Raw genomic sequence first — 21,627 nt, 5'->3', positions numbered from 1 at the left:
GGAATCAACGATGGCAAAGAAACCCAGGCACGCAGCCTTCATCAATGACCCGCTGTGGTACAAGGACGCGGTCATTTATCAGGTTCATGTAAAGTCATTTTTTGATTCAAATAACGATGGGATCGGCGATTTTCCCGGCCTGATCGCCAAGCTCGACTACATCGCCGAGCTGGGGGTCAATACTGTCTGGCTGCTGCCGTTCTACCCCTCGCCACGCCGTGATGATGGCTATGACATTGCCGATTACCGAGGCGTGCATGCCGATTACGGGACGATGGCCGATGCCAAGAAGTTCATCGCTGAAGCCCATGCTCGCGGTCTGCGGGTGATCACCGAATTGGTCATTAATCACACCTCGGACCAGCACCCATGGTTCCAGAAAGCCCGTGCGGCCAAACGTGGCTCCAAGGCACGGGATTTTTACGTGTGGTCGGACAGTGATCAGAAGTACGACGGCACCCGAATCATTTTTCTCGACACCGAAAAGTCCAACTGGACCTGGGACCCGGTTGCCGGCCAATACTTCTGGCACCGTTTTTATTCCCACCAGCCAGACCTCAACTTCGACAATCCGCATGTGATGGATGCGGTACTGCAAGTGATGCGCTACTGGCTGGACATGGGCATCGATGGCCTGCGCCTGGATGCGATCCCGTACCTGATCGAGCGCGACGGCACTAATAACGAAAACCTGCCCGAGACCCATAAGCTACTTAAGCGGATCCGTGCCGAAATCGATGCCAATTACCCGGACCGCATGCTGCTGGCCGAAGCCAATCAATGGCCGGAAGACACGCAGCTGTACTTCGGTGATACAAAAGGCAATGACGGCGATGAGTGCCACATGGCATTCCACTTCCCACTGATGCCGCGCATGTACATGGCCGTGGCACAGGAAGACCGCTTTCCGATTACCGATATTCTGCGCCAGACGCCCGAAATTCCTGCGAACTGTCAGTGGGCAATTTTCCTGCGCAATCACGATGAGCTGACCCTGGAAATGGTCACTGATCGCGAGCGTGATTACTTGTGGAATTACTACGCTGCCGACCGCCGGGCCCGGATCAATCTGGGCATCCGTCGACGTCTGGCGCCACTGGTGCAGCGTGATCGACGTCGCGTCGAGTTACTCAACAGCATGCTGCTGTCGATGCCCGGCACGCCGACGTTGTACTACGGTGATGAAATCGGCATGGGCGATAACATTTATCTGGGCGACCGTGATGGCGTGCGCACGCCGATGCAATGGTCCATCGACCGCAACGGCGGCTTTTCCCGTGCGGACCCGGCAAGCCTGGTGCTGCCGCCGATCATGGACCCGCTGTACGGGTATCAATCGGTCAATGTCGAGACCCAGAACAACGACCCGCATTCGCTGCTGAACTGGAATCGACGGATGTTGACAGTGCGTAAGCAGCAGAAAGCATTCGGCCGTGGCACCTTGAAAATGCTTTCGCCCACCAACCGTCGAATTCTGGCCTACACCCGCGAGTACACGGGGCCGGACGGCAAGACTGAAATTATTCTGTGTGTGGCCAACGTCTCCAGCGCGGCTCAGGCGGCGGAACTTGAACTGTCGCCGTTTGCCGGCATGGTTCCGGTTGAGATGCTCGGTGGCAGCGCATTCCCACCCGTCGGCCAGCTTCCGTACCTGCTGACGTTGCCACCCTATGGCTTTTATTGGTTCCTGCTGGCGGCGGAAAACCAAATGCCGAGCTGGCATGTTGAACCAGCGAAAAGCATGCCGGACTTCCCGACCCTAGTGTTGAAAAAACGCCTCGAAGAGCTACTGGACGAGCCGTTGCGCAGCACCATGGAGAAGACGTCGTTGATGCTCTATCTGCCTAAGCGCCGTTGGTTTGCGGGTAAGGACAAGCCTATCGATCAGGTGAGTATTGTTTACGCAGTACGCTTTGGCGACGCGCAGCATCCGGTGCTGTTGAGTGAAATTGAAGTCATCGCGGGCGATCATCAAGGTCGCTACCAACTGCCCTTCGGTCTATTGGCCGAAGATGACATCAGCAGCGCGTTGCCTCAGCAGTTAGCGTTGGCTCGCGTACGGCGCGGCCGTCAAGTCGGCCTGATCACGGACGCCTTTACGCTGGAGACCTTCATTCGCGCAGTCATTCAGGGCATGCAGGCCAAGACGGTACTGCCGTGCAGTGAAGGCGAGTTGCGCTTTGAGTACACCCCGGCAATGGCCGGCTTGGGTTTGAACAACGAATCCGAAGTACGTTACCTCTCGGCTGAGCAGTCCAACAGTTCCGTGGTGGTCGGTGGCAGCCTTGTCCTGAAAATGATCCGTCGTGTCAGTGCGGGCACTCACCCGGAACTGGAAATGGGCGCGTACCTGACCGCGGCCGGCTTTGGGTATATATCACCGTTGCTGGGCTCGGTCGTGCGTATTGATAAGCAAGGGCAAAGCAATTTACTGATGATTGCTCAGGGTTATCTGAGTAACCAGGGTGATGCCTGGGAATGGACCCAGAACAACCTTGAGCGGGCAGTGCGTGATGAACTGTCCCACGGCCGTTCTGAGCAGGAACAGCATTACAACGCCTTGTTGGAACTGTCGGATTTCGCTGCCTTGTTGGGGCAACGTCTTGGCGAGATGCACCAAATACTGGCAGCGCCGACCGATAATCCGGATTTCGCCGCCGAACCCACCCGTGTCAAAGACAGCCAGCAATTGGGCAGCAGCGTGGCAGCTCAGCTGGAGCGTGCCCTGCAGTTGCTCGAACAACACGCCGTCAGTCTTGAGCCCGTCGACCAAGCCCTGGTTACTGAGCTGCTGAGCAAGCGCGAGCAGGTGATGGCATACATTCAGGCGCTGGCAAAACGTTCTGTGGGTGGCTTGCGCCTGCGCGTGCACGGTGATTTACACTTGGGCCAGGTGCTGGTGGTCAAAGGTGATGCCTATTTGATTGACTTTGAGGGCGAACCCGCGCGTTCATTGACCGAACGCCGAGCCAAATACAGTCCGTTCAAGGATGTCAGTGGTGTGTTGCGATCATTCGATTACGCGGCTGCCATGGCGGTGCGTAATGCGCGAAGCGTGGACACCTCGGCTGAAGCCGCGACCGCTCGACAACGCGTGGCGCAAACCTATTTGACCGAGGCTCGTCAGGCCTTTCTCGACGGTTATCGTCGGGCGACCACTGACCTGGCCCACGGCTGGGAAGACGCGAAGGGCGAGAGCGCCACGCTGGAATTATTTACCCTGGAAAAAACTGCCTATGAAGTTGTCTACGAAGCCGAGCATCGCCCCAGCTGGTTGGCCGTACCTTTGCAAGGCTTACGTGGGCTGCTGACCTTGTCTGATGGAGAATTATAATGAATGCACCTAAGGAAAACGGCAGGGGCATATCGGGATTGCTGCCCGGGGCCGCCGATATGGATGCGTTGATCCGCGCCGAACATCATGACCCATTCTCCATGCTTGGCCCCCGTGACGATGGTGCGGGCGGGCAGTTTATTCGTGCGTACCTGCCCGACGCGTTAAGTGTGAGCGTGCTGTCGCGCGAGGGTGAGCAGGAGCTGGGGACCCTTGAAATGAGCGAGGTCCCGGGTTTTTTCGCCGGACATTTCCCTCGCGCACAGCCTTACTTATTAAAAATCAACTGGGCTGGCGGCGAGCAAATCACCGAAGACCCTTACAGCTTCGGCCCGTTGTTGGGCGAGATGGACCTGTATTTGTTTGCCGAAGGCAATCACCGGGATCTGAGCAGTTGCCTGGGTGCGCAGGTCAAGAATGTCGACGGTATCGACGGTGTGCGCTTCTCTGTATGGGCACCCAATGCGCGGCGCGTGTCGGTGGTCGGCGGCTTCAATAATTGGGACGGTCGCCGTCACCCGATGCGTTTGCGTCACCCCACAGGGGTTTGGGAAATATTCATTCCCCGGCTCAAGCCCGGTGAAGCGTACAAATATGAAATTCTGGGTGCCAATGGAATTCTGCCACTCAAGGCCGACCCTATGGCCCTGGCCACCCAGTTGCCGCCAGACACGGCGTCGGTGGTAGCGGCACCGTTGCAATTCGACTGGCAAGACAATGGCTGGATGCAATCGCGGGGCGAGCGTCACGTGGCGAGCGCGCCATTGTCGATCTATGAGTTACATGCGGGCTCCTGGCAGCTTGATCACAGCGATGAGTTTGTTGTTCGCCAATACAACTGGCACGAACTGGGCGAGCGCCTGATTCCCTATATCAAGGAGTTGGGCTTTACCCATATCGAACTGATGCCAATCATGGAGCATCCGTTTGGCGGCTCATGGGGTTATCAGCCTCTTTCGCAGTTTGCCCCGACGGCTCGTTTCGGCTCGCCAGATGACTTTGCTGCTTTCGTCAACGCTTGCCACCAGGCCGATATTGGCGTGATCCTCGATTGGGTGCCCGCGCATTTCCCGACCGATACTCACGGTTTGGCGCAATTCGATGGCACCGCGCTGTATGAGTACGGCAATCCGCAGGAAGGTTTCCACCAGGATTGGGACACGCTGATTTACAACCTGGGCCGCACAGAAGTGCATGGCTTCATGCTCGCGTCGGCATTGCATTGGCTCAAGCATTTCCATGTTGATGGCCTGCGCGTGGATGCCGTGGCCTCAATGCTTTACCGCGACTACTCACGGAAAGCGGGGGAGTGGGTGCCCAATCGCCATGGCGGTCGAGAAAATCTCGAAGCCATTGATTTTTTACGCCATCTCAACGACGTGGTAGCACTGGAGGTGCCCGGCGCGATGGTCATCGCCGAAGAGTCCACGGCCTGGCCCGGCGTCAGCCAGAGCACGCAGCAAGGGGGGTTGGGCTTTTCCTATAAATGGAACATGGGCTGGATGCACGACACCCTGCATTACATGCAGCAGGACCCTATACACCGCGCCCATCACCATGGCGAGCTGAGTTTCGGCCTGATCTACGCCTGGTCCGAGAAGTTCATCCTGCCGATTTCCCACGATGAAGTGGTGCACGGCAAGCATTCGCTCATTGATAAGATGCCCGGTGATCGTTGGCAGAAGTTTGCCAATTTGCGTGCTTATCTGGCGTTCATGTGGACGCACCCAGGCAAAAAACTGTTGTTCATGGGCTGTGAGTTTGGCCAATGGCGCGAGTGGAACCACGACGAGCAACTGGATTGGTATTTGTTGCAGTACGCTGAACACATCGGCGTGAAGAAGCTGGTGAGCGATCTCAACCGTATTTATCGCGAAGTACCGGCACTTCACGAACAGGATTGCGTGCCTCAGGGGTTTCAATGGGTCATCGGTGATGACGCGGCCAATAGCGTTTTTGCCTGGTTGCGCTGGAGCAAGGAGGGCGATCCGGTGTTGGTCGTCGCTAACCTGACGCCTGTGCCTCGCGAGGGGTATCGCATCGGCGTTCCGTTCGCCGGGTTGTGGACCGAACTGCTAAACAGCGATGCGAGCACCTATGCGGGTTCTAACGTCGGCAATGGCGGCGGTGTGCAGACCGAAGACAGTAAAAGCCATGGGATGCCGGTGTCATTGGCGCTGAACCTGCCGCCTTTGGGTGTGTTGATCCTGCGGCCAAAGCTGGATTGATGTCGCCGGGTGCTGCGGCTTGACGCGCCGCAGCGCTCACCCTTCGTTCTTCACCGCGCCATTGCGGCGAGACAGCAGTAGCGTCAGTGACAGGCCGGCCACCGACAGCACCGCTGCAACGAAGAAAATCCACGCATAACCCAGCCCCAGGACGACGCTGCCCATGACCGGCCCGGCAATGGCCAGCGCCAGGTCGAAGAACACCGCATACGCACTCAAACCCGCGCCCCGACTGGACGTCGGTACCTGTTTGATCGCCTCGACTCCCAGCGCCGGATAGACCAGCGACAGGCCGACACCGGTCAGTCCCGCACCGATCAGCGCGACTGCGGTCGTGGGTGAGATCCACAGCAATACCAGACCGAGGGTTTCGATGGCCATACAGGCCATGGCCGCATTGAAGCCGCCAAATCGGTTGATCGTGTTGATGAAGACCAGCCGCGACAGGATGAAGCAAACGCCGAAGACCGTCAGGCAGTACGCCGCGCCATGCCAGCCCCGGCTTAGGTAGAACAGCGTGATAAACGTGGTGAGGGTGCCGTAGCCAATGGAGGCCAGGGTCAGGCTCAGGCCGAAGGGAGTAACCCGGCCAAACACCGACCAAAAAGGCAGGCGTTCGCCATGGATCACGGGTACTGACGGTTTGTTGCGAATCAGCACCAGCGCCAGCAACGAAACAACAGACAAGGCAATCCCCAGGCTGGCAAAGCCCAGGCTGTCGACCATCACCACGCCAACCGGCGCGCCGATGGCGATAGCGCCGTAGGACGCGATGCCGTTCCAGGAAATCGCCCGGGCAGTGTGTCCCATGCCGACCTGGCCGATGCACCAACTGATTGTGCCCACGCCGATCAGTCCTTGTGCCACGCCAAGACACACACGGCCGATGATCAGTATTGTCAGGCTCGCCATGGGCTGGCTGTCGAGCAGTGTCGCTAGCAAGGTCAGCAGGCCACTGACGGCAATGCCTGACAGGCCATAAACAATCGCGCGTTTGGTGCCGATACTGTCTGCAACACGCCCGGCCAAAGGCCGACTGAGCAGCGTCGACAAGTACTGTGAGCCGATGGTCACCCCGGCAATGACCGCGCTGAAACCCAATTGATCGTGGACGTAACCCGGTATCACTGCGATTGGCAGACCGATACACAGAAAGGCAATGAAGGTATAGAACACGATGGAGACGATCTGCAGAGTGATCGACATAGAGCTGGATGGTTGAGTCTGGAGGTGCGGAGGTTGTACGGCAGACATGGGGCTCGTTCGCTGGCAGGCGGGTGGAGAACGCCATCATCGCCTGAGCAGGCGGTAAAAGGAAGCAGGCTAACGATTGTCTGATGCTCATGATCCTCAGAACGAAAAAGCCCCGTCACATGGACAGGGCTTCTCTCACAGCGTTGACGCTAAATCAGAACACGACGCCTTGACTACGCAGGTAGTCATCGTAAGTGCCGCTGAAGTCGATAACACCGCTTGGGCTCAGCTCGATGATGCGCGTAGCCAGCGACGATACGAATTCACGGTCATGGCTGACGAAGATCAGCGTGCCGGGATAGTTTTCCAGGGCCAGGTTCAGCGCCTCGATGGATTCCATGTCCAAGTGGTTGGTCGGTTCGTCCATGATCAGTACGTTCGGCTTTTGCAGGATCAGCTTGCCGAACAGCATACGACCTTGTTCACCACCGGAAATCACTTTCACCGACTTGAGGATATCGTCGGCGGAGAACAGCATGCGGCCCAGTGTGCCGCGAACTACTTGCTCGCCACCTTGGGTCCAGCGGCCCATCCATTCAAACAGATTGGCCTCATCTTCGAAGTCAGACGCGTGATCCTGAGCGTAGTAGCCCAGCTCGGCAGCGTCGGTCCACTTGACCGTACCGGCATCGGGCGACAGTTCATTGACCAGCGTGCGCAGCAGGGTGGTTTTACCGATACCGTTCGGGCCGATGATTGCTACGCGCTCGCCAGCTTCAACGGTGAAGCTGAAGTCCTTGAACAGAGGCTTGCCATCGAAACCTTTAGCCATGCGCTCAACAATGACCGCCTGACGGTGCAGCTTTTTGTTCTGTTCGAAACGAATGAACGGGCTGACCCGGCTTGAAGGTTTGACCTCGGCCAGATGGATCTTGTCGATCTGCTTGGCGCGGGAGCTGGCCTGCTTGGATTTCGAGGCGTTGGCCGAGAAGCGGCTGACGAACGATTGCAGTTCGTTGATCTGAGCTTTCTTCTTGGCGTTGTCCGACAGCAATTGCTCGCGGGACTGGGTCGCCACGGTCATGTACTCGTCGTAGTTGCCCGGGAACAGACGCAGCTCGCCGTAATCAAGGTCGGCCATGTGCGTGCAGACACTGTTCAGGAAGTGCCTATCGTGGGAAATGATGATCATGAGGCTGCTGCGCTGGGTCAGAATGTTTTCCAGCCAGCGGATGGTGTTGATGTCCAGGTGGTTGGTCGGTTCGTCGAGCAACAGTACTTCTGGATTGGAGAACAATGCCTGCGCCAGCAACACGCGCAGTTTCCAGCCCGGCGACACTTCGCTCATCGGACCGTTGTGTTGTTCAATACCGATACCCAGGCCCAGCAGCAGCTCGCCGGCGCGGGATTCGGCGGTGTAGCCGTCCATTTCAGCGAACTCGGTTTCCAGTTCAGCCACGGCCATGCCGTCAGCTTCGGTCATTTCCGGCAGCGAGTAGATGCGGTCGCGCTCGGCCTTGACCTTCCACAGCTCTTCGTGACCCATGATCACGGTATCGATCACGGTGAATTCTTCGTAGGCGAACTGGTCCTGACGCAACTTGCCCAGACGCACGTTCGGCTCCAGCATCACCTGCCCACCCGAAGGCTCCAGATCATCGCCGAGGATCTTCATAAAGGTCGACTTGCCGCAACCGTTGGCACCGATAAGGCCATAACGGTTACCGCCAGCAAACTTGACCGAGACATTCTCGAACAAGGGTTTGGCGCCGAATTGCATGGTGATGTTAGCTGTGGAGATCAAAAGTGTGTCCTGCAGGTTGCAAAGGCATAGAGGCTCGAAGGCCCGGCACAATGGCGTTGGGCAACCGCCCAAAACAGCCAGAAAGCGCACGGGCTAAAGAAGGTTGAGCGCAGAAGGCGCAACCCAAAATCAGTCAGTGCGGCTTTAAAGGGGCGCAATAGTAACACTTGGCGCGGGGAAGGGCAGCCGGAGAGTGCTGAGCGGAGTGTCGGGAAGCGGTAAAGCCCCTGCAATAGCAGGCGCGCAGGTCGAATTACAGGTATTTGCAGATATACCTGAGCAGCTGGCTTTGCGACTTGCCCGGCGTTTGAACGGTCCCGCGAATAAATGCGCACCCTTCTGAAACATCCCCGCTCTCCATTGGGGCCTTGTTACCCACCCTCGTGGCGAACGGTAGCGGGCGCTTGTTTCAGGCTGTTGCTTCTGAAAAACATTCCCTTTGCGCCACCTCGTTGATCCAGAACACTTTTCTTCGTGCTTATTTTCCTGCTGTTCTCTGTGGCACACTTTCTGCTGTCTATTCCGTTGTTACATACACTATTCCGCTATAGCGGAATTAACATCACGGCGGAGTTCATGTCATGTATAGCGGACCTTCCTTTTTTAAAGCGTGTGCGTTTGTTCTTGCGGCCACGGCCACGTTGATTAACCCGGTGCAGGCGGCGGACGCCAGCAAGCTCGACAGCGTGTTGAAACGTGGCCATCTGGTTGTGGGTACAGGCAGCACCAATGCGCCTTGGCATTTCCAGGGTGCGGACGGGAAGTTGCAGGGTTTTGATATTGATATCGCACGGATGGTGGCCAAGGGCTTGTTCAATGACCCGAGCAAGGTCGAGTTCGTGGTGCAGTCGTCCGATGCGCGGATTCCCAACCTGCTGACCGACAAGGTCGACATGAGCTGCCAGTTCATCACGGTCACCGCCAGTCGTGCTCAACAAGTGGCGTTCACCCTGCCGTACTACCGTGAAGGCGTGGGGCTGTTGCTGCCGGCCAACAGCAAGTACAAGGAAATCGATGATTTGAAAGCGGCGGGTGACGGTGTGACCGTGGCCGTGTTGCAGAACGTGTATGCCGAGGAACTGGTGCATCAGGCATTGCCAAAAGCCAAAGTCGATCAGTACGACAGCGTGGATCTGATGTACCAGGCAATCAACTCGGGTCGTGCCGATACCGCTGCCACCGATCAGTCCTCGGTGAAATACCTGATCGTGCAGAACCCGGGGCGTTATCGCACCCCGGCCTTCGCCTGGAGTCCGCAGACCTACGCCTGTGCTGTTAAACGTGGCGATCAGGACTGGCTGAACTTCGTCAATACCGTGCTCCATGAGGCGATGACTGGCGTCGAGTTCCCGACCTATGCCGCATCGTTCAAGCAATGGTTCGGTGTGGACTTGCCAACCCCGGCAATCGGCTTCCCGATGGAATTCAAGTAACACGTCTCTGAAACTGATGGGTAGGGCGGGCTGTTGTGCCGCCCGATCCAGGTACTGCTGACCATGAACTATCAGTTGAATTTTGCAGCGGTCTGGCGTGATTTTCCGAACTTGCTGGCAGGACTGGGGTTGGGCCTGGAGTTGGCGCTGGTCTCGATTGCGATTGGCTGTGTGATCGGCCTGATGGCGGCGTTCGCGCTGCTGTCGAAATACCGTGCGCTGCGGGTTATTGCCTCGGTGTACGTGACCGTAATCCGCAATACGCCGATTCTGGTGCTGATCCTGTTGATCTACTTTGCGCTGCCGAGTGTGGGCATCCGCATGGACAAACTGGCCTCGTTCATCGTGACCCTGTCGCTATACGCCGGGGCCTACCTGACCGAAGTGTTCCGTGCCGGGTTGCTGAGTATTCACAAGGGACTGCGCGAGGCTGGATTGGCCATAGGCCTGGGCGAGTGGCAGGTCCGCGCGTACATCATCGTGCCGGTGATGATTCGCAATGTGTTGCCGGCGCTGTCCAACAACTTCATCTCGCTGTTCAAGGACACCTCGCTGGCGGCGGCGATTGCCGTGCCGGAACTGACGTATTACGCCCGCAAGATCAATGTCGAAAGCTACCGGGTGATCGAAACCTGGATGGTCACCACGGCGCTGTATGTCGCGGCCTGTTACCTCATTGCCATGCTCCTGCGCTACCTCGAGCAGCGCTTGGCTATCCGTCGCTAGGAGTTTGATATGTACGAATCCCATAGCTGGCTGCAAGAATTATGGATTGCCCGCGAAACGTTGTGGTTGGGATTTTTGACCAGCATCGAGTGCTCCGCACTGGCGATTATGTGCGGGACCCTGATCGGCATGCTGGGAGGCTTGGTGTTGACCTACGGCAAACTCTGGGGCCGCCTGCCATTCCGGGTCTATGTCGACCTGATTCGCGGCACGCCGGTGTTTGTGCTGGTGTTGGCGTGTTTTTATATGGCCCCGGCGCTGGGCTGGCAGATCAGCGCATTTCAAGCCGGTGCCCTGGGGCTGACGCTGTTTTGCGGCTCCCACGTGGCAGAAATTGTGCGCGGCGCCTTGCAAGCCATTCCGCATGGCCAGCTTGAAGCGGGCAAGGCCATCGGGCTGACGTTCAGGCAGTCGTTGGGCTACGTATTGTTGCCTCAAGCGTTGCGGCAGATTTTGCCGACCTGGGTCAATTCCTCCACCGAGATCGTCAAAGCCTCGACGCTGCTGTCGGTCATCGGCGTGGCCGAATTGCTGCTCAGTACGCAACAGGTGATCGCCCGGACCTTCATGACCCTGGAGTTCTATCTGTTCGCCGGGTTTCTGTTCTTCATCATCAACTACGCCATCGAGCTTCTTGGACGGCAAATCGAAAAACGGGTGGCCTTGCCATGACACAGACTCAAACGGCTACTGCCGCCCCGGCTTTGCTGAGCATCGAAGGGCTGCACAAATCCTACGGCGCTGTTGAGGTGCTCAAGGGCGTCGATCTAAGCATGCAGCGCGGCAACGTTGTGACCTTGATCGGTTCCAGTGGTTCGGGAAAAACCACGTTGCTGCGTTGCGTCAATCTGCTGGAAGAGTTTCAGGGTGGGCATATCCGTCTTGATGGTCAGGACATCGGTTACAGCGATATCAATGGCAAGCGTGTTCGTCACCCGGAAAAAGTCATCGCACAGCACCGGGCCATGACCGGTATGGCGTTTCAGCAGTTCAACCTGTTTCCGCACTTGAGTGCCCTGCAAAACGTCACCTTGGGCTTGTTGAAAGTGAAAAAGCTGCCGAAGGATCAGGCCGTGGCACTGGCAGAGAAATGGCTGGAGCGCGTCGGTCTGCTCGACCGGCGCAATCACTTTCCGGGGCAGTTGTCCGGCGGTCAGCAACAGCGTGTGGCGATTGCCCGTGCCATTGCCATGAACCCGAGCCTGATGCTGTTCGACGAAGTGACCTCCGCGCTGGACCCGGAACTGGTGGGTGAAGTGCTGAGTGTGATCAAGGGCCTGGCCGAAGAAGGCATGACCATGCTGCTGGTCACCCATGAAATGCGTTTTGCTTACGAGGTGTCCGACCAGATCGTTTTCATGAATCAGGGCCGCATCGAAGAGCAGGGGCCACCCAAGGAACTGTTCGAACGGCCGAAGTCGGCGCGTTTGGGAGAATTCCTGAAAAGCATCCGGTTCTGATGACCGGAGGCCGTTATCCCGTAAGGCGATGACATCTATCCATGTACATCCACTTTTTTAGAAACAACAGGAGATACCCATGAGCATTACTCGTATTGGCACTGGTGCAGTTGGCGCGGGTGGCCAACCTCTGCCTTTCGCCCGCGCAGTCGAAGCCGATGGCTGGCTGCATGTGTCCGGTCAGGTGGCGATGGAAAATGGCGAGATCATCAGCGGTGGGATTGTCGAGCAAACCCACAAAACCATGCAGAACCTGATCGCCATCCTCACCGAGGCCGGTTATGGCCTGGAAGATGTCGTGCGCGCAGGCGTTTGGCTGGAGGATCCGCGGGACTTCTGGAGCTTTAACAAGGTGTTCGCCGAATACTTCGTCAGCCAGCACGCCCCGGCCCGGGCCTGTGTGCAGGCCAACATGATGGTCGACTGCAAGGTCGAGATCGATTGCATCGCTTATAAGAAACCCACGGCCTGAGTGGTCTCCACGCGATCATTCCCGCTCGGCGCATGGGAATGATTAAACTGCTCAGCACATTTCAAGGGGTAGCGTGAACATGACCGAAGACACGATCAAACGCCGGGCCAGAGGGCTGGATCGGGCGTTTGATATCCTGGATTTTCTCAAGGAAAAAGGCACGCCGCTGCGCCCTAATGAAATCGCCAGCGGCATCGGCAGCCCGAAATCGACAGTCTACGAGTTGGTCAGCTCGCTGCTGGAACGGCGGATTCTGGAAACAGTCGGCAAAGAAGGGCATGTCTATCTGGGCCGACAACTGTATTTTCTGGGGCAGGCCCACCTGCGGCACTTCGACTTCACCCGTGAGGCTGAGGTGTCCTTGGCCGAGATCGTCAGCCAGACCCATGAAACCGCGCAAATGTGCCTGCTCAACGGGCGTAAATATACGGTGGCACTGATGAAGGAGGGCCAGCGCCATTTTCGGATTTCTTCCGACATTGGCGAGAATGCACCGATCCCGTGGACTGCCTCCGGGCGCTTGCTGCTCAGCCATTTGAGCGATCAGCAGATCATCGACTTGATCGATCCCGAGGACTACATCCTGCCGGACGGCGAGCGCCTGCCGCTGGACACGTTTCTGCGGGAAATCCGCAAGGCTGGCGAAGAGGGCTTCTTTTCCTTCGACAGTGTGGCCGACACCTTTACCCATTGTTTCGCGGCACCGGTCAAGGACGAGCGCGGTATCTGCGTCGCCACCCTGTGCATCGTCGCGCCGCGTGCCGACGCCAAGAACAATTACAGCGACTATCGCCGGGTGCTGATCGACAGTGCCAACGGCCTTGCGCGCAGAGTCAACGAATAGTGCGGCAAGAGCCGCGCTGATCAGGAGAACAGCCATGAGCACTGCAGCAGTAGAAAAGGGCGCCGCCGCGCCGGGCGATAGTCTGGTTCGCGATGTCAGTCTGCCCGCGCTGGTGATCCACCGCCAGGCGCTGGAACACAACATTCGCTGGATGCAGACCTTTGTCAGCAACAGCGGCGCTGAGCTGGCGCCCCATGGCAAGACCAGCATGGTACCGGCACTGTTTCGCCGCCAGCTCGAAGAAGGCGCGTGGGGCATCACCTTGGCGACCGCAGTGCAGACCCGCGCCGCTTACGCCCATGGTGTGCGTCGGGTGTTGATGGCCAATCAGCTGGTCGGCACGCCCAACATGGCGCTGATTGCCGACTTGCTCGATGACTCGATGTTCGAGTTCTACTGCATGGTCGATCACCCGGATAACGTGGCAGCGTTGGGCGAGTATTTCGGCGGACGGGGTCTGCGCCTGAACGTGATGATCGAGTACGGTGTGCCGGGTGGTCGTTGCGGCTGCCGCACCGAGCAGCAAGTGCTCGCTCTGGCCGCGGCCATTGCTGCGCAACCCGCGCTGGCCTTGACCGGTATTGAAGGCTACGAAGGCGTGATCCATGGCGATCAGGCCGTGGTCGATATCAAAGCGTTCGCCGCCTCGTTGGTGCGTCTGGCCGTCGAACTCCAGGAAAAAGGTGCTTTTGCACTGGATCGGCCGATTGTCACGGCGTCCGGCTCAGCCTGGTATGACCTGATCGCCGAAGCTTTCGATGATCAGGCCGTGCGTGAACGTTTCCTCAGCGTGCTGCGCCCCGGCAGTTACGTGGTGCACGACCACGGCATCTATAAAGACGCGCAATGCTGCGTGCTCGACCGTCGCAGCGAGTTGAGCGAAGGTCTGCGCCCGGCGCTGGAAGTCTGGGCGCACGTGCAGTCGCTGCCAGAACCCGGTTTTGCGGTGATCGCCATGGGCAAGCGCGACGTTGCCTACGATGCCGGATTGCCCAACCCACTGCTGCGTTACAAAGCGGGCGCGTTGTCTGCGCAAGGTGATGATGTCAGTGCCTGCAAGGTCACCGCAGTGATGGATCAGCACGCGTTCATGACCGTCGCCCCAGGCTGTGAGCTGCACATTGGCGACATCATCGCTTTTGGCACGTCCCATCCATGTCTGACATTCGACAAGTGGCGTTCGGTCTGTCTGGTGGACGAGAACCTGCTGGTCATTGAAACCATGAGTACCTGTTTCTAAACCGAGGAGCCCCCCAACCTGATGAGCGAATTGATCAGTCACCATCATCCGCGTGTCGCCTTGATCGGCGAATGCATGATCGAACTGCAGCGGCACGCTAATGGCAGCCTGCAGCAGAGTTTCGGTGGCGATACCCTGAATACGGCGGTGTACCTGGCGCGCATGCTCGGCGGCGCCGGGCAGGTGGACTACGTCACGGCGCTGGGCGATGACAGCTTCAGCGATGCAATGTGCAAAGACTGGGCGCAAGAGCGGATCGGCCTGAGCAAGGTCCAGCGCTTGCCGGGGCGCCTGCCGGGTCTGTACTGCATTCAGACCGATGCCCATGGTGAACGACGTTTTCTGTATTGGCGCAATGAAGCGGCCGTGCGCGATTGCTTCACCACCCCGGCGGCGGCGCCGATTCTGGCGGCGCTGCCTGATTACGACGTGTTGTATTTCAGTGGCATCACCTTGGCGGTGTTGGGCGAGCAGGGCCGTGCGCGTTTGTTGTCAGTACTGGTCGAGGCCCGTGCGCGCGGGGCCAGGGTCGCCTTCGACAACAATTACCGGCCGCGCCTCTGGGACAGCGTCGAACAGGCTCGCACTGCTTATTTGATGTGTTTGCCGCAGGTCGATCTGGCGCTGTTGACCGAGGATGACGAGCGGGCGTTGTTTGGTTACGCGGACACCGAGCAGTTGTTGGCAGCGTACCGGCAGATGGGCGTCAGCGAAGTGGTAGTCAAACGCGGTGCGGAGAGTTGCCTCGTCGAGACCCAAGGCGAGCGATTCGATATTCCGGCACACCCGGTAACGCGGGTGATCGACACCACGGCGGCAGGGGATTCATTCAGCGCCGCCTACCTGGCTCAACGCCTCAAAGGTGCAAGTCCACGGGAAGCGGCTGAAGCGGGGCACCGATTGGCGAGTCTGGTGATTCAGCATCCAGGAGCACTGATTCCCAAAAGTGTGATGCCGGTGTTTGAGTAGCTGCGGTGTAATGCCATTCGCGAATGAGTTCGTTCTCACAGAAAATCGAAAGCTCCTGTGGGAGCGAAAGCGTCGGCTCAGGCGCAGCCCTGCTCAATCCCGATAAAACACTTGGACCAGGTGATAACCGAATTTGCTTTTGACCGGCCCATGCACGACGCGCAGCGGCTTTTTGAAGATGATCTGATCGATGATGCCGACCATTTGTCCTGGGCGAACTTCACCCAGATCGCCGCCGCGCTTGCCAGAGGGGCAGGTCGAATATTTTTTGGCCAACACGTCGAACGCTTCGCCTTTGGCAATACGCTGCTTGAGTTGTTCGGCTTCTTCGGCGGTTTTCACCAGAATATGGCGGGCGAGAGCTTTCATGTCGCAGGGCAGTCCTGGAAAAATCGGTGGCTATTATGCCTGTCCTTGGCGCCAATTGATCATTTCCTCAGACTTGTCCGCCAGAACACCCATATCGATTTGCGCCGGAAGCGTTATCAATTCAAGCTAGGGGCCGTCAGACAGGTACACAAGCTGCCTCAACTCCCTGCAAGCTTTCATTTACCCTATTTCGTGCGGATGCTGCTCATGGATTTCCCGGCACTGTTGAAAATTCTGGCCAGCCAGGACGGATCGGACCTTTACCTGTCGACCGGCGCACCTCCCTGCGCCAAATTCAATGGCGTGCTCAGGCCCCTGAGCACCGAAGCCTTGAAGGGTGGAGAGGTAGCGATAGTCGCCGCCAGCATCATGGACTCGGAGCAAAAGCTTGAGTTCGAGCGTGAGCTGGAAATGAACCTGGCGGTGTCGCTGGCCGGGATCGGACGTTTTCGGATCAACATTTTCAAGCAGCGCAACGAAGTCTCGCTCGTGGCGCGTAACATCAAACTGGACATTCCCCGCTTCGAAGATTTGCACCTGCCGCCGATCCTCCTCGATGTCGTGATGGAAAAGCACGGTCTGGTCCTGTTCGTCGGTGCCACGGGTTCGGGTAAGTCCACGTCGCTGGCGGCTTTGATTGACTACCGTAATCGCAATAGCAGTGGCCACATCATCACGATTGAAGACCCGGTGGAATATATCCATCGGCACAAAAAGTCGATCATCAATCAGCGTGAAGTGGGAGTGGATACACGCAGTTTTCACGCAGCGTTGAAGAACACCTTGCGTCAGGCGCCGGATGTGATTCTGATCGGTGAAATCCGTGACCGCGAAACCATGGAACATGCCCTGGCCTTTGCCGACACCGGTCACTTGGCTATTTCGACCTTGCACGCCAACAACGCCAACCAGGCGCTGGACCGGATCATCAACTTCTTCCCGGAAGAGCGTCGCCAGCAGCTGTTGCATGATTTGGGTAACAACCTCAAAGCATTCGTTTCCCAGCGGCTGGTCAAAACCCTGGATGGCAAGCGACGGGCCGCTGTCGAAGTGATGCTGGGCACGCCGACCATTCGCGACTTCATCCAGCGCAATGAGCTGGGCGAGCTCAAAGGCATCATGGAAAAGTCGATCAACCTTGGCATGCAAACGTTCGACAGCGCGTTGTTCGATCTGGTGATTGAGGGCGTCATCAGTGAAGAGGAAGCCCTGACGAATGCCGACTCCATGAATAACGTGCGTCTGCGCCTCAAACTGCACCGCGAAAATGGCCCTCCGACGCAGATAACCTCAGCCCCGGCGGCGCCCGAACCGGCCGCCGAAGTGGATGTTGCAAACTGGGGGTTGGTGGATGAAAGGGACGACGGTGGTCCGCGTCGTGGCTGATCGACTGGCGAGCTAGCTGTTTAGCTCGTCTCGATTCCGAAACTGCTCCAGCGCGTGTGGATTGGCCAGCGCATCGGTATTCTTCACCGGCTGGCCATGTACCACATTGCGCACCGCCAGCTCGACGATCTTGCCGCTGATGGTGCGAGGGATGTCAGTGACAGCGACAATTTTCGCGGGTACATGACGCGGGGTGGTGTTGGCGCGGATCACCTGACGGATCTCCTGCTCCAGCTCTGGTGTCAAGTGCAGCCCGTCCTGCAAGCGGACGAACAGCACCACCCGCACATCGTCTTTCCAGCGCTGGCCAATAGCAATGCTCTCGAGCACGTGCTCGACTTTTTCCACCTGACGGTAAATTTCTGCGGTGCCTATGCGCACGCCGCCGGGGTTGAGCACGGCGTCCGAACGCCCGTGAATGATCATGCTTCCACGCTCGGTTTCTTCGGCGTAGTCACCATGCGCCCAGACGCCGGGGAACTGGGTGAAATAGGTCGCCAAGAGTTTTTCGTGCTGTGGGTCGTTCCAGAAACCGATGGGGATCGCCGGAAAATGCCGGGTGCAGACCAGTTCACCTTTCTCGCCAATTACCCGTTGTCCATCGTCATTCCAGACCTCTACCGCCATGCCCAGGCTTTTGCACTGCATTTCGCCACGATACACGGGCAATACCGGGTTACCGATGACGAAGCAGGACACGATGTCGGTGCCGCCGGAAATCGACGACAGACACAAGTCTTCTTTGATTTCGCGGTAAACGTAATCGTAACTGCTCGCCGCCAGCGGTGAGCCCGTGGACAGCAGGGTTTTGAGTCGCGTCAGGCGATGGGTTAAACGGGGCTGGATCGCGTGCCTTTCCAGTTCCGCGAGGTATTTGGCACTGGTGCCGAATACGCTGATGTTTTCATCGTCTATCAAGTCCATCAGCCGCTGCGGACCAGGGTAAAACGGCGAGCCGTCGTAAAGGACGACCGTCGCCCCCAACGCCAGGCCAGAGACCAGCCAGTTCCACATCATCCAGCCGCAGGTGGTGTAGTAGAACAGGCAATCGTCACGTCCCAGATCGGCGTGCAGGCCTTGTTCTTTGACGTGCTGCAACAGCACGCCGCCCGCGCTGTGGATGATGCATTTGGGCACGCCGGTGGTGCCGCTCGAATAAAGAATATACAGCGGGTGGGCAAAAGGCACCGCAACGAAGTAGGGCTCGCCACCGATGGAGTAGAAGTCATTCCATAGCGCCACGTTGGCCGGTGTCTGGAAATCCTCCACTCGGGCTTCCGGGCGAGCGTAGGGCACGATGATCAGTTGTTGCAGAGAGGGCAGTCTTTCGAGAATCTCATTGACCTTGGCGGTCTGGTCAATGGACTTGCCAGCGTAGTGATAGCCCGCACAGGTGAGCAGGACTTTCGGTTCGATCTGACCGAAGCGATCGATTACGCCCTGGGTGCCGAAGTCTGGAGATGAACAGGACCAGATCGCCCCAAGACTGGTGGTGGCGAGCATGGCAACCAATGTCTGCCAGGTATTGGGCATACAGGCCGCCACGCGGTCGCCCACGCCAACACCCACAGCCCGCAAGCTCTGTTGCAAGCCAGCGACATGCGCGGCCAGTTCGGCGTAGGTCAACTGCATCCGCTGGCCATCTTCACTCACGGAGATCACTGCGGGGTAATCGTCGCGACGGCGCAGCAAGTGTTCGGCGAAATTCAGCGTTGCGCCCGGAAACCACTGGGCGCTGGGCATCCGCGGGCCTTCGATAAGCACAGCGCTGGGCGACGCGTGGAATTCAATGCCGAACACATCGACAATCGCCTGCCAAAAATTTTCGCGCTGGTCGATACTCCACGGGTGCAGTGCCGAGTAATCATGCAGCTCAAGGCCGTGGCGCTGATTGATGAAACGCCGAAAGGCGTCCATGCGCGTGGCACCCATTCGCTGCGCGCTCGGGGTCCAAAGTGCTTCAGTCATGGTCCGCTCCGTTTACTGCGCCAACCAGCCGCCATCGATGTTCCACGCGGCACCACGCACCTGGCTCCCGGCCTCACTGCAGAGGAACAGCACCAGTTCGCCCAATTGCGGCGGCGTGACGAACTCCAGCGAAGGCTGTTTCTCCGCCAGCAAATCATGTTTGGCTTTTTCCAGGTCGCCATCAACGGCGCCGCGGGCGTCGATTTGTTGCTGCACCAGCGGCGTCAGCACCCAGCCGGGGCAAATCGCGTTGCAGGTGATATGGCTGGCAGCGGTTTCCAGCCCGACCACTTTGGTCAAGCCGATCACCCCATGCTTGGCGGCGACATAGGCTGCCTTGCCGGTTGAGCCCACCAAGCCATGCACTGACGCGATGTTGACGATGCGCCCCCATCCCTTGGTGCGCATTCCCGGCAGGCACAGGCGGGTGCTATGGAACACGGATGACAGGTTGATCGCGATGATCGAGTCCCAGCGCTCCACCGGGAACTCTTCCACCGGGGCCACATACTGGATACCCGCGTTGTTGATCAGAATATCGACGCCACCGAACTCGCGCTCGGCGTAGGCGATCATGTCGGCGATCTGTGCGGGGTCGCTGACATCCGCTGGATGGTGGCCGACCTTGCCGCCAAACTGTCTGACCTCGGCCAGTACGGTTGTGGCATCGCCGAAGCCGTTGAGTATCAGGTTGGCGCCCGCTTTGGCCAGGCTCAGGGCGATGCCCAGGCCGATGCCGCTGGTGGAGCCGGTGACCAGTGCGGTTTTTCCTTGAAGACTCATGTGCAATTCCTCAAACGATGCCGGTGGCGTAGAAAGTGCCGATCACAACGAAGACCGCCAATGTTTTGATAATCGTGATGCTGAATATGTCTCGATAGGCCTCGCGGTGGGTCAGGCCGGTGACCGCCAGCAAGGTAATCACTGCGCCGTTGTGCGGCAGGGTGTCCATGCCGCCGCTGGCCATGGAGGCCACGCGGTGCAGCACTTCCAGCGGGATGTTGGCCGCGTGGGCCGCTGCGATAAAGCTGTCGGACATGGCCGCTAATGCGATGCTCATGCCACCCGATGCCGAACCGGTGATGCCCGCCAGTAACGTCACGGTGATGGCTTCATTGACCAACGGGTTGGGAATGCTTTTCAGCCAATCGGCGAGTACCAGGAACCCGGGCAGGGAGGCAATCACCGCACCAAAGCCGTATTCCGACGCCGTGTTCATCGCAGCGAGCAGTGCACCGCTGACGGCACTTCTGCTGCCTTCGGCCAGCTTGCCGCGAATGGCGTTAAAGCCGAACGCCAACACCGCCAGAATGCCGATCAGCAGGGCCGCTTCAACTGCCCAGATCGCGGTCAGTTTGGCGATTTCGGTTTGCACCGGTGTCGCCATGCCTGGCAGGCTGAGGGTGTGGGTCTTGCCATACCACTGTGGGATCCAGCGGGTAAACAGCAGGTTCATGATGCCTACCAGCAAGAGTGGCGACAGCGCGATCCATGGGTTGGGCAGTTTGATGTTCTCGGCGGTTTCCGGCTCGTTGCGCAGTTCGGTGCCGTAGCCTTCGCCAGCGCGCTGAGCCTTGTTACGTTGGCGCTGCAAATACAGCATGCCGGTGCAGAACACGAACAGCGTGCCGACCAATCCCAGCCACGGTGCAGCCCAGGCGGTGGTATTGAAGAAGGTCGTGGGGATGATGTTCTGGATCTGTGGGGTGCCGGGCAGGGCGTCCATGGTGAAGGAAAACGCACCCAGGGCGATGGTGGCTGGAATCAAGCGTTTGGGAATGTCGCTCTGGCGGAACATCTCGGCAGCAAACGGATACACCGCGAACACCACCACGAACAGGGAAACACCGCCGTAGGTGAGCAGGGCGCAGACCAGTACGATCACCAACATGGCCTGTCGTGTGCCCAGCAACCGGATGGCTGCGGCGACGATGGAGCGGGAGAATCCCGACAGCTCAATCAATTTGCCGAACACGGCGCCGAGCAGAAAGACGGGGAAGTAGAGTTTGACGAAGCCGACCATTTTTTCCATGAACACCCCGCTAAACGCAGGGGCTACGGCCGAAGGATCGGTCAACAACACCGCGCCAAGGGCGGCAATGGGGGCGAAGAGGATAACGCTATAGCCACGGTATGCAGCGAGCATCAACAGCCCGAGGGCCGCTAAGGCGATGATTACACTCATTGAGTGTCTCCTGTT

Annotated in this window: 17 protein-coding genes; 11 read left to right on the top strand and 6 right to left on the bottom strand. The window is 58.4% G+C overall.

Going from position 1 to position 21,627, the window contains the following annotated elements:
- Positions 1-10 precede the first annotated feature (10 nt).
- The gene (treS, locus tag AC1MEA_RS22715) at positions 11-3,334 is read left to right on the top strand and encodes a maltose alpha-D-glucosyltransferase (protein WP_480417489.1); all 3,324 of its coding nucleotides are present in this window, start codon (positions 11-13) and stop codon (positions 3,332-3,334) included.
- The gene (glgB, locus tag AC1MEA_RS22710) at positions 3,334-5,562 is read left to right on the top strand and encodes a 1,4-alpha-glucan branching protein GlgB (RefSeq protein ID WP_449633479.1); all 2,229 of its coding nucleotides are present in this window, start codon (positions 3,334-3,336) and stop codon (positions 5,560-5,562) included. Before treS ends, glgB begins: the two co-directional genes overlap by 1 nt.
- 36 nt (positions 5,563-5,598) lie before the next feature.
- Here glgB and AC1MEA_RS22705 read toward each other — a convergent pair whose 3' ends face one another.
- Positions 5,599-6,816, bottom strand: a complete 1,218-nt coding sequence (locus AC1MEA_RS22705) for an MFS transporter (RefSeq protein WP_480417488.1) — start codon at positions 6,814-6,816, stop codon at positions 5,599-5,601.
- Between the two features lie 154 nt (positions 6,817-6,970).
- Complete coding sequence (locus tag AC1MEA_RS22700; RefSeq protein WP_219060149.1) at positions 6,971-8,560, bottom strand: ABC-F family ATPase; 1,590 nt, start codon at positions 8,558-8,560, stop codon at positions 6,971-6,973.
- Between the two features lie 581 nt (positions 8,561-9,141).
- Between AC1MEA_RS22700 and AC1MEA_RS22695 the strand changes: the two genes are divergently transcribed.
- The 8 genes from AC1MEA_RS22695 to kdgK all read left to right on the top strand — a co-directional run bounded on the left by AC1MEA_RS22695 (position 9,142) and on the right by kdgK (position 15,704).
- Positions 9,142-9,993 carry a transporter substrate-binding domain-containing protein gene (locus AC1MEA_RS22695; protein WP_480417487.1) on the top strand — a complete coding sequence of 284 codons (852 nt, stop codon included), beginning with the start codon at positions 9,142-9,144 and terminating at the stop codon, positions 9,991-9,993.
- A gap of 63 nt (positions 9,994-10,056) precedes the next feature.
- Entirely contained in the window at positions 10,057-10,719 is a 663-nt protein-coding gene (locus AC1MEA_RS22690) for an amino acid ABC transporter permease (protein WP_480417486.1), read from the top strand.
- A gap of 9 nt (positions 10,720-10,728) precedes the next feature.
- A complete protein-coding gene (locus tag AC1MEA_RS22685) occupies positions 10,729-11,391 on the top strand; it encodes an amino acid ABC transporter permease (protein WP_480417485.1) in 663 nt (220 codons plus the stop codon).
- Positions 11,388-12,179, top strand: coding sequence for an amino acid ABC transporter ATP-binding protein (locus AC1MEA_RS22680; RefSeq protein ID WP_219060145.1), 792 nt, complete (start codon positions 11,388-11,390; stop codon positions 12,177-12,179). The genes AC1MEA_RS22685 and AC1MEA_RS22680 overlap by 4 nt, the downstream gene beginning before the upstream one ends.
- 79 nt (positions 12,180-12,258) lie before the next feature.
- Positions 12,259-12,651 carry a RidA family protein gene (locus AC1MEA_RS22675; protein ID WP_219060144.1) on the top strand — a complete coding sequence of 131 codons (393 nt, stop codon included), beginning with the start codon at positions 12,259-12,261 and terminating at the stop codon, positions 12,649-12,651.
- Positions 12,652-12,730: 79 nt separating this feature from the next.
- Positions 12,731-13,495 carry an IclR family transcriptional regulator gene (locus AC1MEA_RS22670; protein WP_219060143.1) on the top strand — a complete coding sequence of 255 codons (765 nt, stop codon included), beginning with the start codon at positions 12,731-12,733 and terminating at the stop codon, positions 13,493-13,495.
- A 34-nt stretch (positions 13,496-13,529) separates the two neighbouring features.
- Positions 13,530-14,735, top strand: a complete 1,206-nt coding sequence (locus AC1MEA_RS22665; protein WP_480417484.1) for an amino acid deaminase — start codon at positions 13,530-13,532, stop codon at positions 14,733-14,735.
- A 21-nt stretch (positions 14,736-14,756) separates the two neighbouring features.
- Entirely contained in the window at positions 14,757-15,704 is a 948-nt protein-coding gene (gene kdgK, locus AC1MEA_RS22660; RefSeq protein WP_480417483.1) for a 2-dehydro-3-deoxygluconokinase, read from the top strand.
- Positions 15,705-15,797: 93 nt separating this feature from the next.
- On the opposite strand, the gene AC1MEA_RS22655 is transcribed toward kdgK, so the two are convergent.
- On the bottom strand, positions 15,798-16,073 hold the full coding sequence (locus AC1MEA_RS22655) for a peptidylprolyl isomerase (RefSeq protein WP_219060140.1): 276 nt from the start codon (positions 16,071-16,073) through the stop codon (positions 15,798-15,800).
- Between the two features lie 207 nt (positions 16,074-16,280).
- Between AC1MEA_RS22655 and AC1MEA_RS22650 the strand changes: the two genes are divergently transcribed.
- Positions 16,281-17,459 (top strand): PilT/PilU family type 4a pilus ATPase, encoded by a 1,179-nt coding sequence (locus AC1MEA_RS22650; protein ID WP_480417482.1) that lies wholly within the window; start codon positions 16,281-16,283, stop codon positions 17,457-17,459.
- 12 nt (positions 17,460-17,471) lie between these two features.
- Here AC1MEA_RS22650 and AC1MEA_RS22645 read toward each other — a convergent pair whose 3' ends face one another.
- From AC1MEA_RS22645 to AC1MEA_RS22635, 3 genes are read right to left on the bottom strand one after another with little or no spacing between them, the layout of a single operon-like run.
- Entirely contained in the window at positions 17,472-19,427 is a 1,956-nt protein-coding gene (locus tag AC1MEA_RS22645; protein WP_480417481.1) for an acetoacetate--CoA ligase, read from the bottom strand.
- 12 nt (positions 19,428-19,439) lie between these two features.
- Positions 19,440-20,210, bottom strand: a complete 771-nt coding sequence (locus tag AC1MEA_RS22640) for a 3-hydroxybutyrate dehydrogenase (RefSeq protein ID WP_449633470.1) — start codon at positions 20,208-20,210, stop codon at positions 19,440-19,442.
- Between the two features lie 10 nt (positions 20,211-20,220).
- Positions 20,221-21,612 carry a GntP family permease gene (locus AC1MEA_RS22635; RefSeq protein WP_219060136.1) on the bottom strand — a complete coding sequence of 464 codons (1,392 nt, stop codon included), beginning with the start codon at positions 21,610-21,612 and terminating at the stop codon, positions 20,221-20,223.
- Between the last annotated feature and the right edge of the window lie 15 nt (positions 21,613-21,627).

The sequence above is a fragment of the Pseudomonas sp. ASL8 genome, assembly GCF_056680355.1.
This window is presented reverse-complemented; position numbering and strand designations above follow the sequence as displayed.

What these genes read in the sequence shown, in the direction of transcription:
- treS (WP_480417489.1), top strand. Translation starts at nt 11, where the DNA reads ATGGCAAAGAAACCCAGGCACGCAGCCTTCATCAATGACCCGCTGTGG.
- glgB (WP_449633479.1), top strand. Translation starts at nt 3,334, where the DNA reads ATGAATGCACCTAAGGAAAACGGCAGGGGCATATCGGGATTGCTGCCC.
- AC1MEA_RS22705 (WP_480417488.1), bottom strand. Translation starts at nt 6,816, where the DNA reads ATGTCTGCCGTACAACCTCCGCACCTCCAGACTCAACCATCCAGCTCT.
- AC1MEA_RS22695 (WP_480417487.1), top strand. Translation starts at nt 9,142, where the DNA reads ATGTATAGCGGACCTTCCTTTTTTAAAGCGTGTGCGTTTGTTCTTGCG.
- AC1MEA_RS22690 (WP_480417486.1), top strand. Translation starts at nt 10,057, where the DNA reads ATGAACTATCAGTTGAATTTTGCAGCGGTCTGGCGTGATTTTCCGAAC.
- AC1MEA_RS22685 (WP_480417485.1), top strand. Translation starts at nt 10,729, where the DNA reads ATGTACGAATCCCATAGCTGGCTGCAAGAATTATGGATTGCCCGCGAA.
- AC1MEA_RS22680 (WP_219060145.1), top strand. Translation starts at nt 11,388, where the DNA reads ATGACACAGACTCAAACGGCTACTGCCGCCCCGGCTTTGCTGAGCATC.
- AC1MEA_RS22675 (WP_219060144.1), top strand. Translation starts at nt 12,259, where the DNA reads ATGAGCATTACTCGTATTGGCACTGGTGCAGTTGGCGCGGGTGGCCAA.
- AC1MEA_RS22670 (WP_219060143.1), top strand. Translation starts at nt 12,731, where the DNA reads ATGACCGAAGACACGATCAAACGCCGGGCCAGAGGGCTGGATCGGGCG.
- AC1MEA_RS22665 (WP_480417484.1), top strand. Translation starts at nt 13,530, where the DNA reads ATGAGCACTGCAGCAGTAGAAAAGGGCGCCGCCGCGCCGGGCGATAGT.
- kdgK (WP_480417483.1), top strand. Translation starts at nt 14,757, where the DNA reads ATGAGCGAATTGATCAGTCACCATCATCCGCGTGTCGCCTTGATCGGC.
- AC1MEA_RS22655 (WP_219060140.1), bottom strand. Translation starts at nt 16,073, where the DNA reads ATGAAAGCTCTCGCCCGCCATATTCTGGTGAAAACCGCCGAAGAAGCC.
- AC1MEA_RS22650 (WP_480417482.1), top strand. Translation starts at nt 16,281, where the DNA reads ATGGATTTCCCGGCACTGTTGAAAATTCTGGCCAGCCAGGACGGATCG.
- AC1MEA_RS22645 (WP_480417481.1), bottom strand. Translation starts at nt 19,427, where the DNA reads ATGACTGAAGCACTTTGGACCCCGAGCGCGCAGCGAATGGGTGCCACG.
- AC1MEA_RS22640 (WP_449633470.1), bottom strand. Translation starts at nt 20,210, where the DNA reads ATGAGTCTTCAAGGAAAAACCGCACTGGTCACCGGCTCCACCAGCGGC.
- AC1MEA_RS22635 (WP_219060136.1), bottom strand. Translation starts at nt 21,612, where the DNA reads ATGAGTGTAATCATCGCCTTAGCGGCCCTCGGGCTGTTGATGCTCGCT.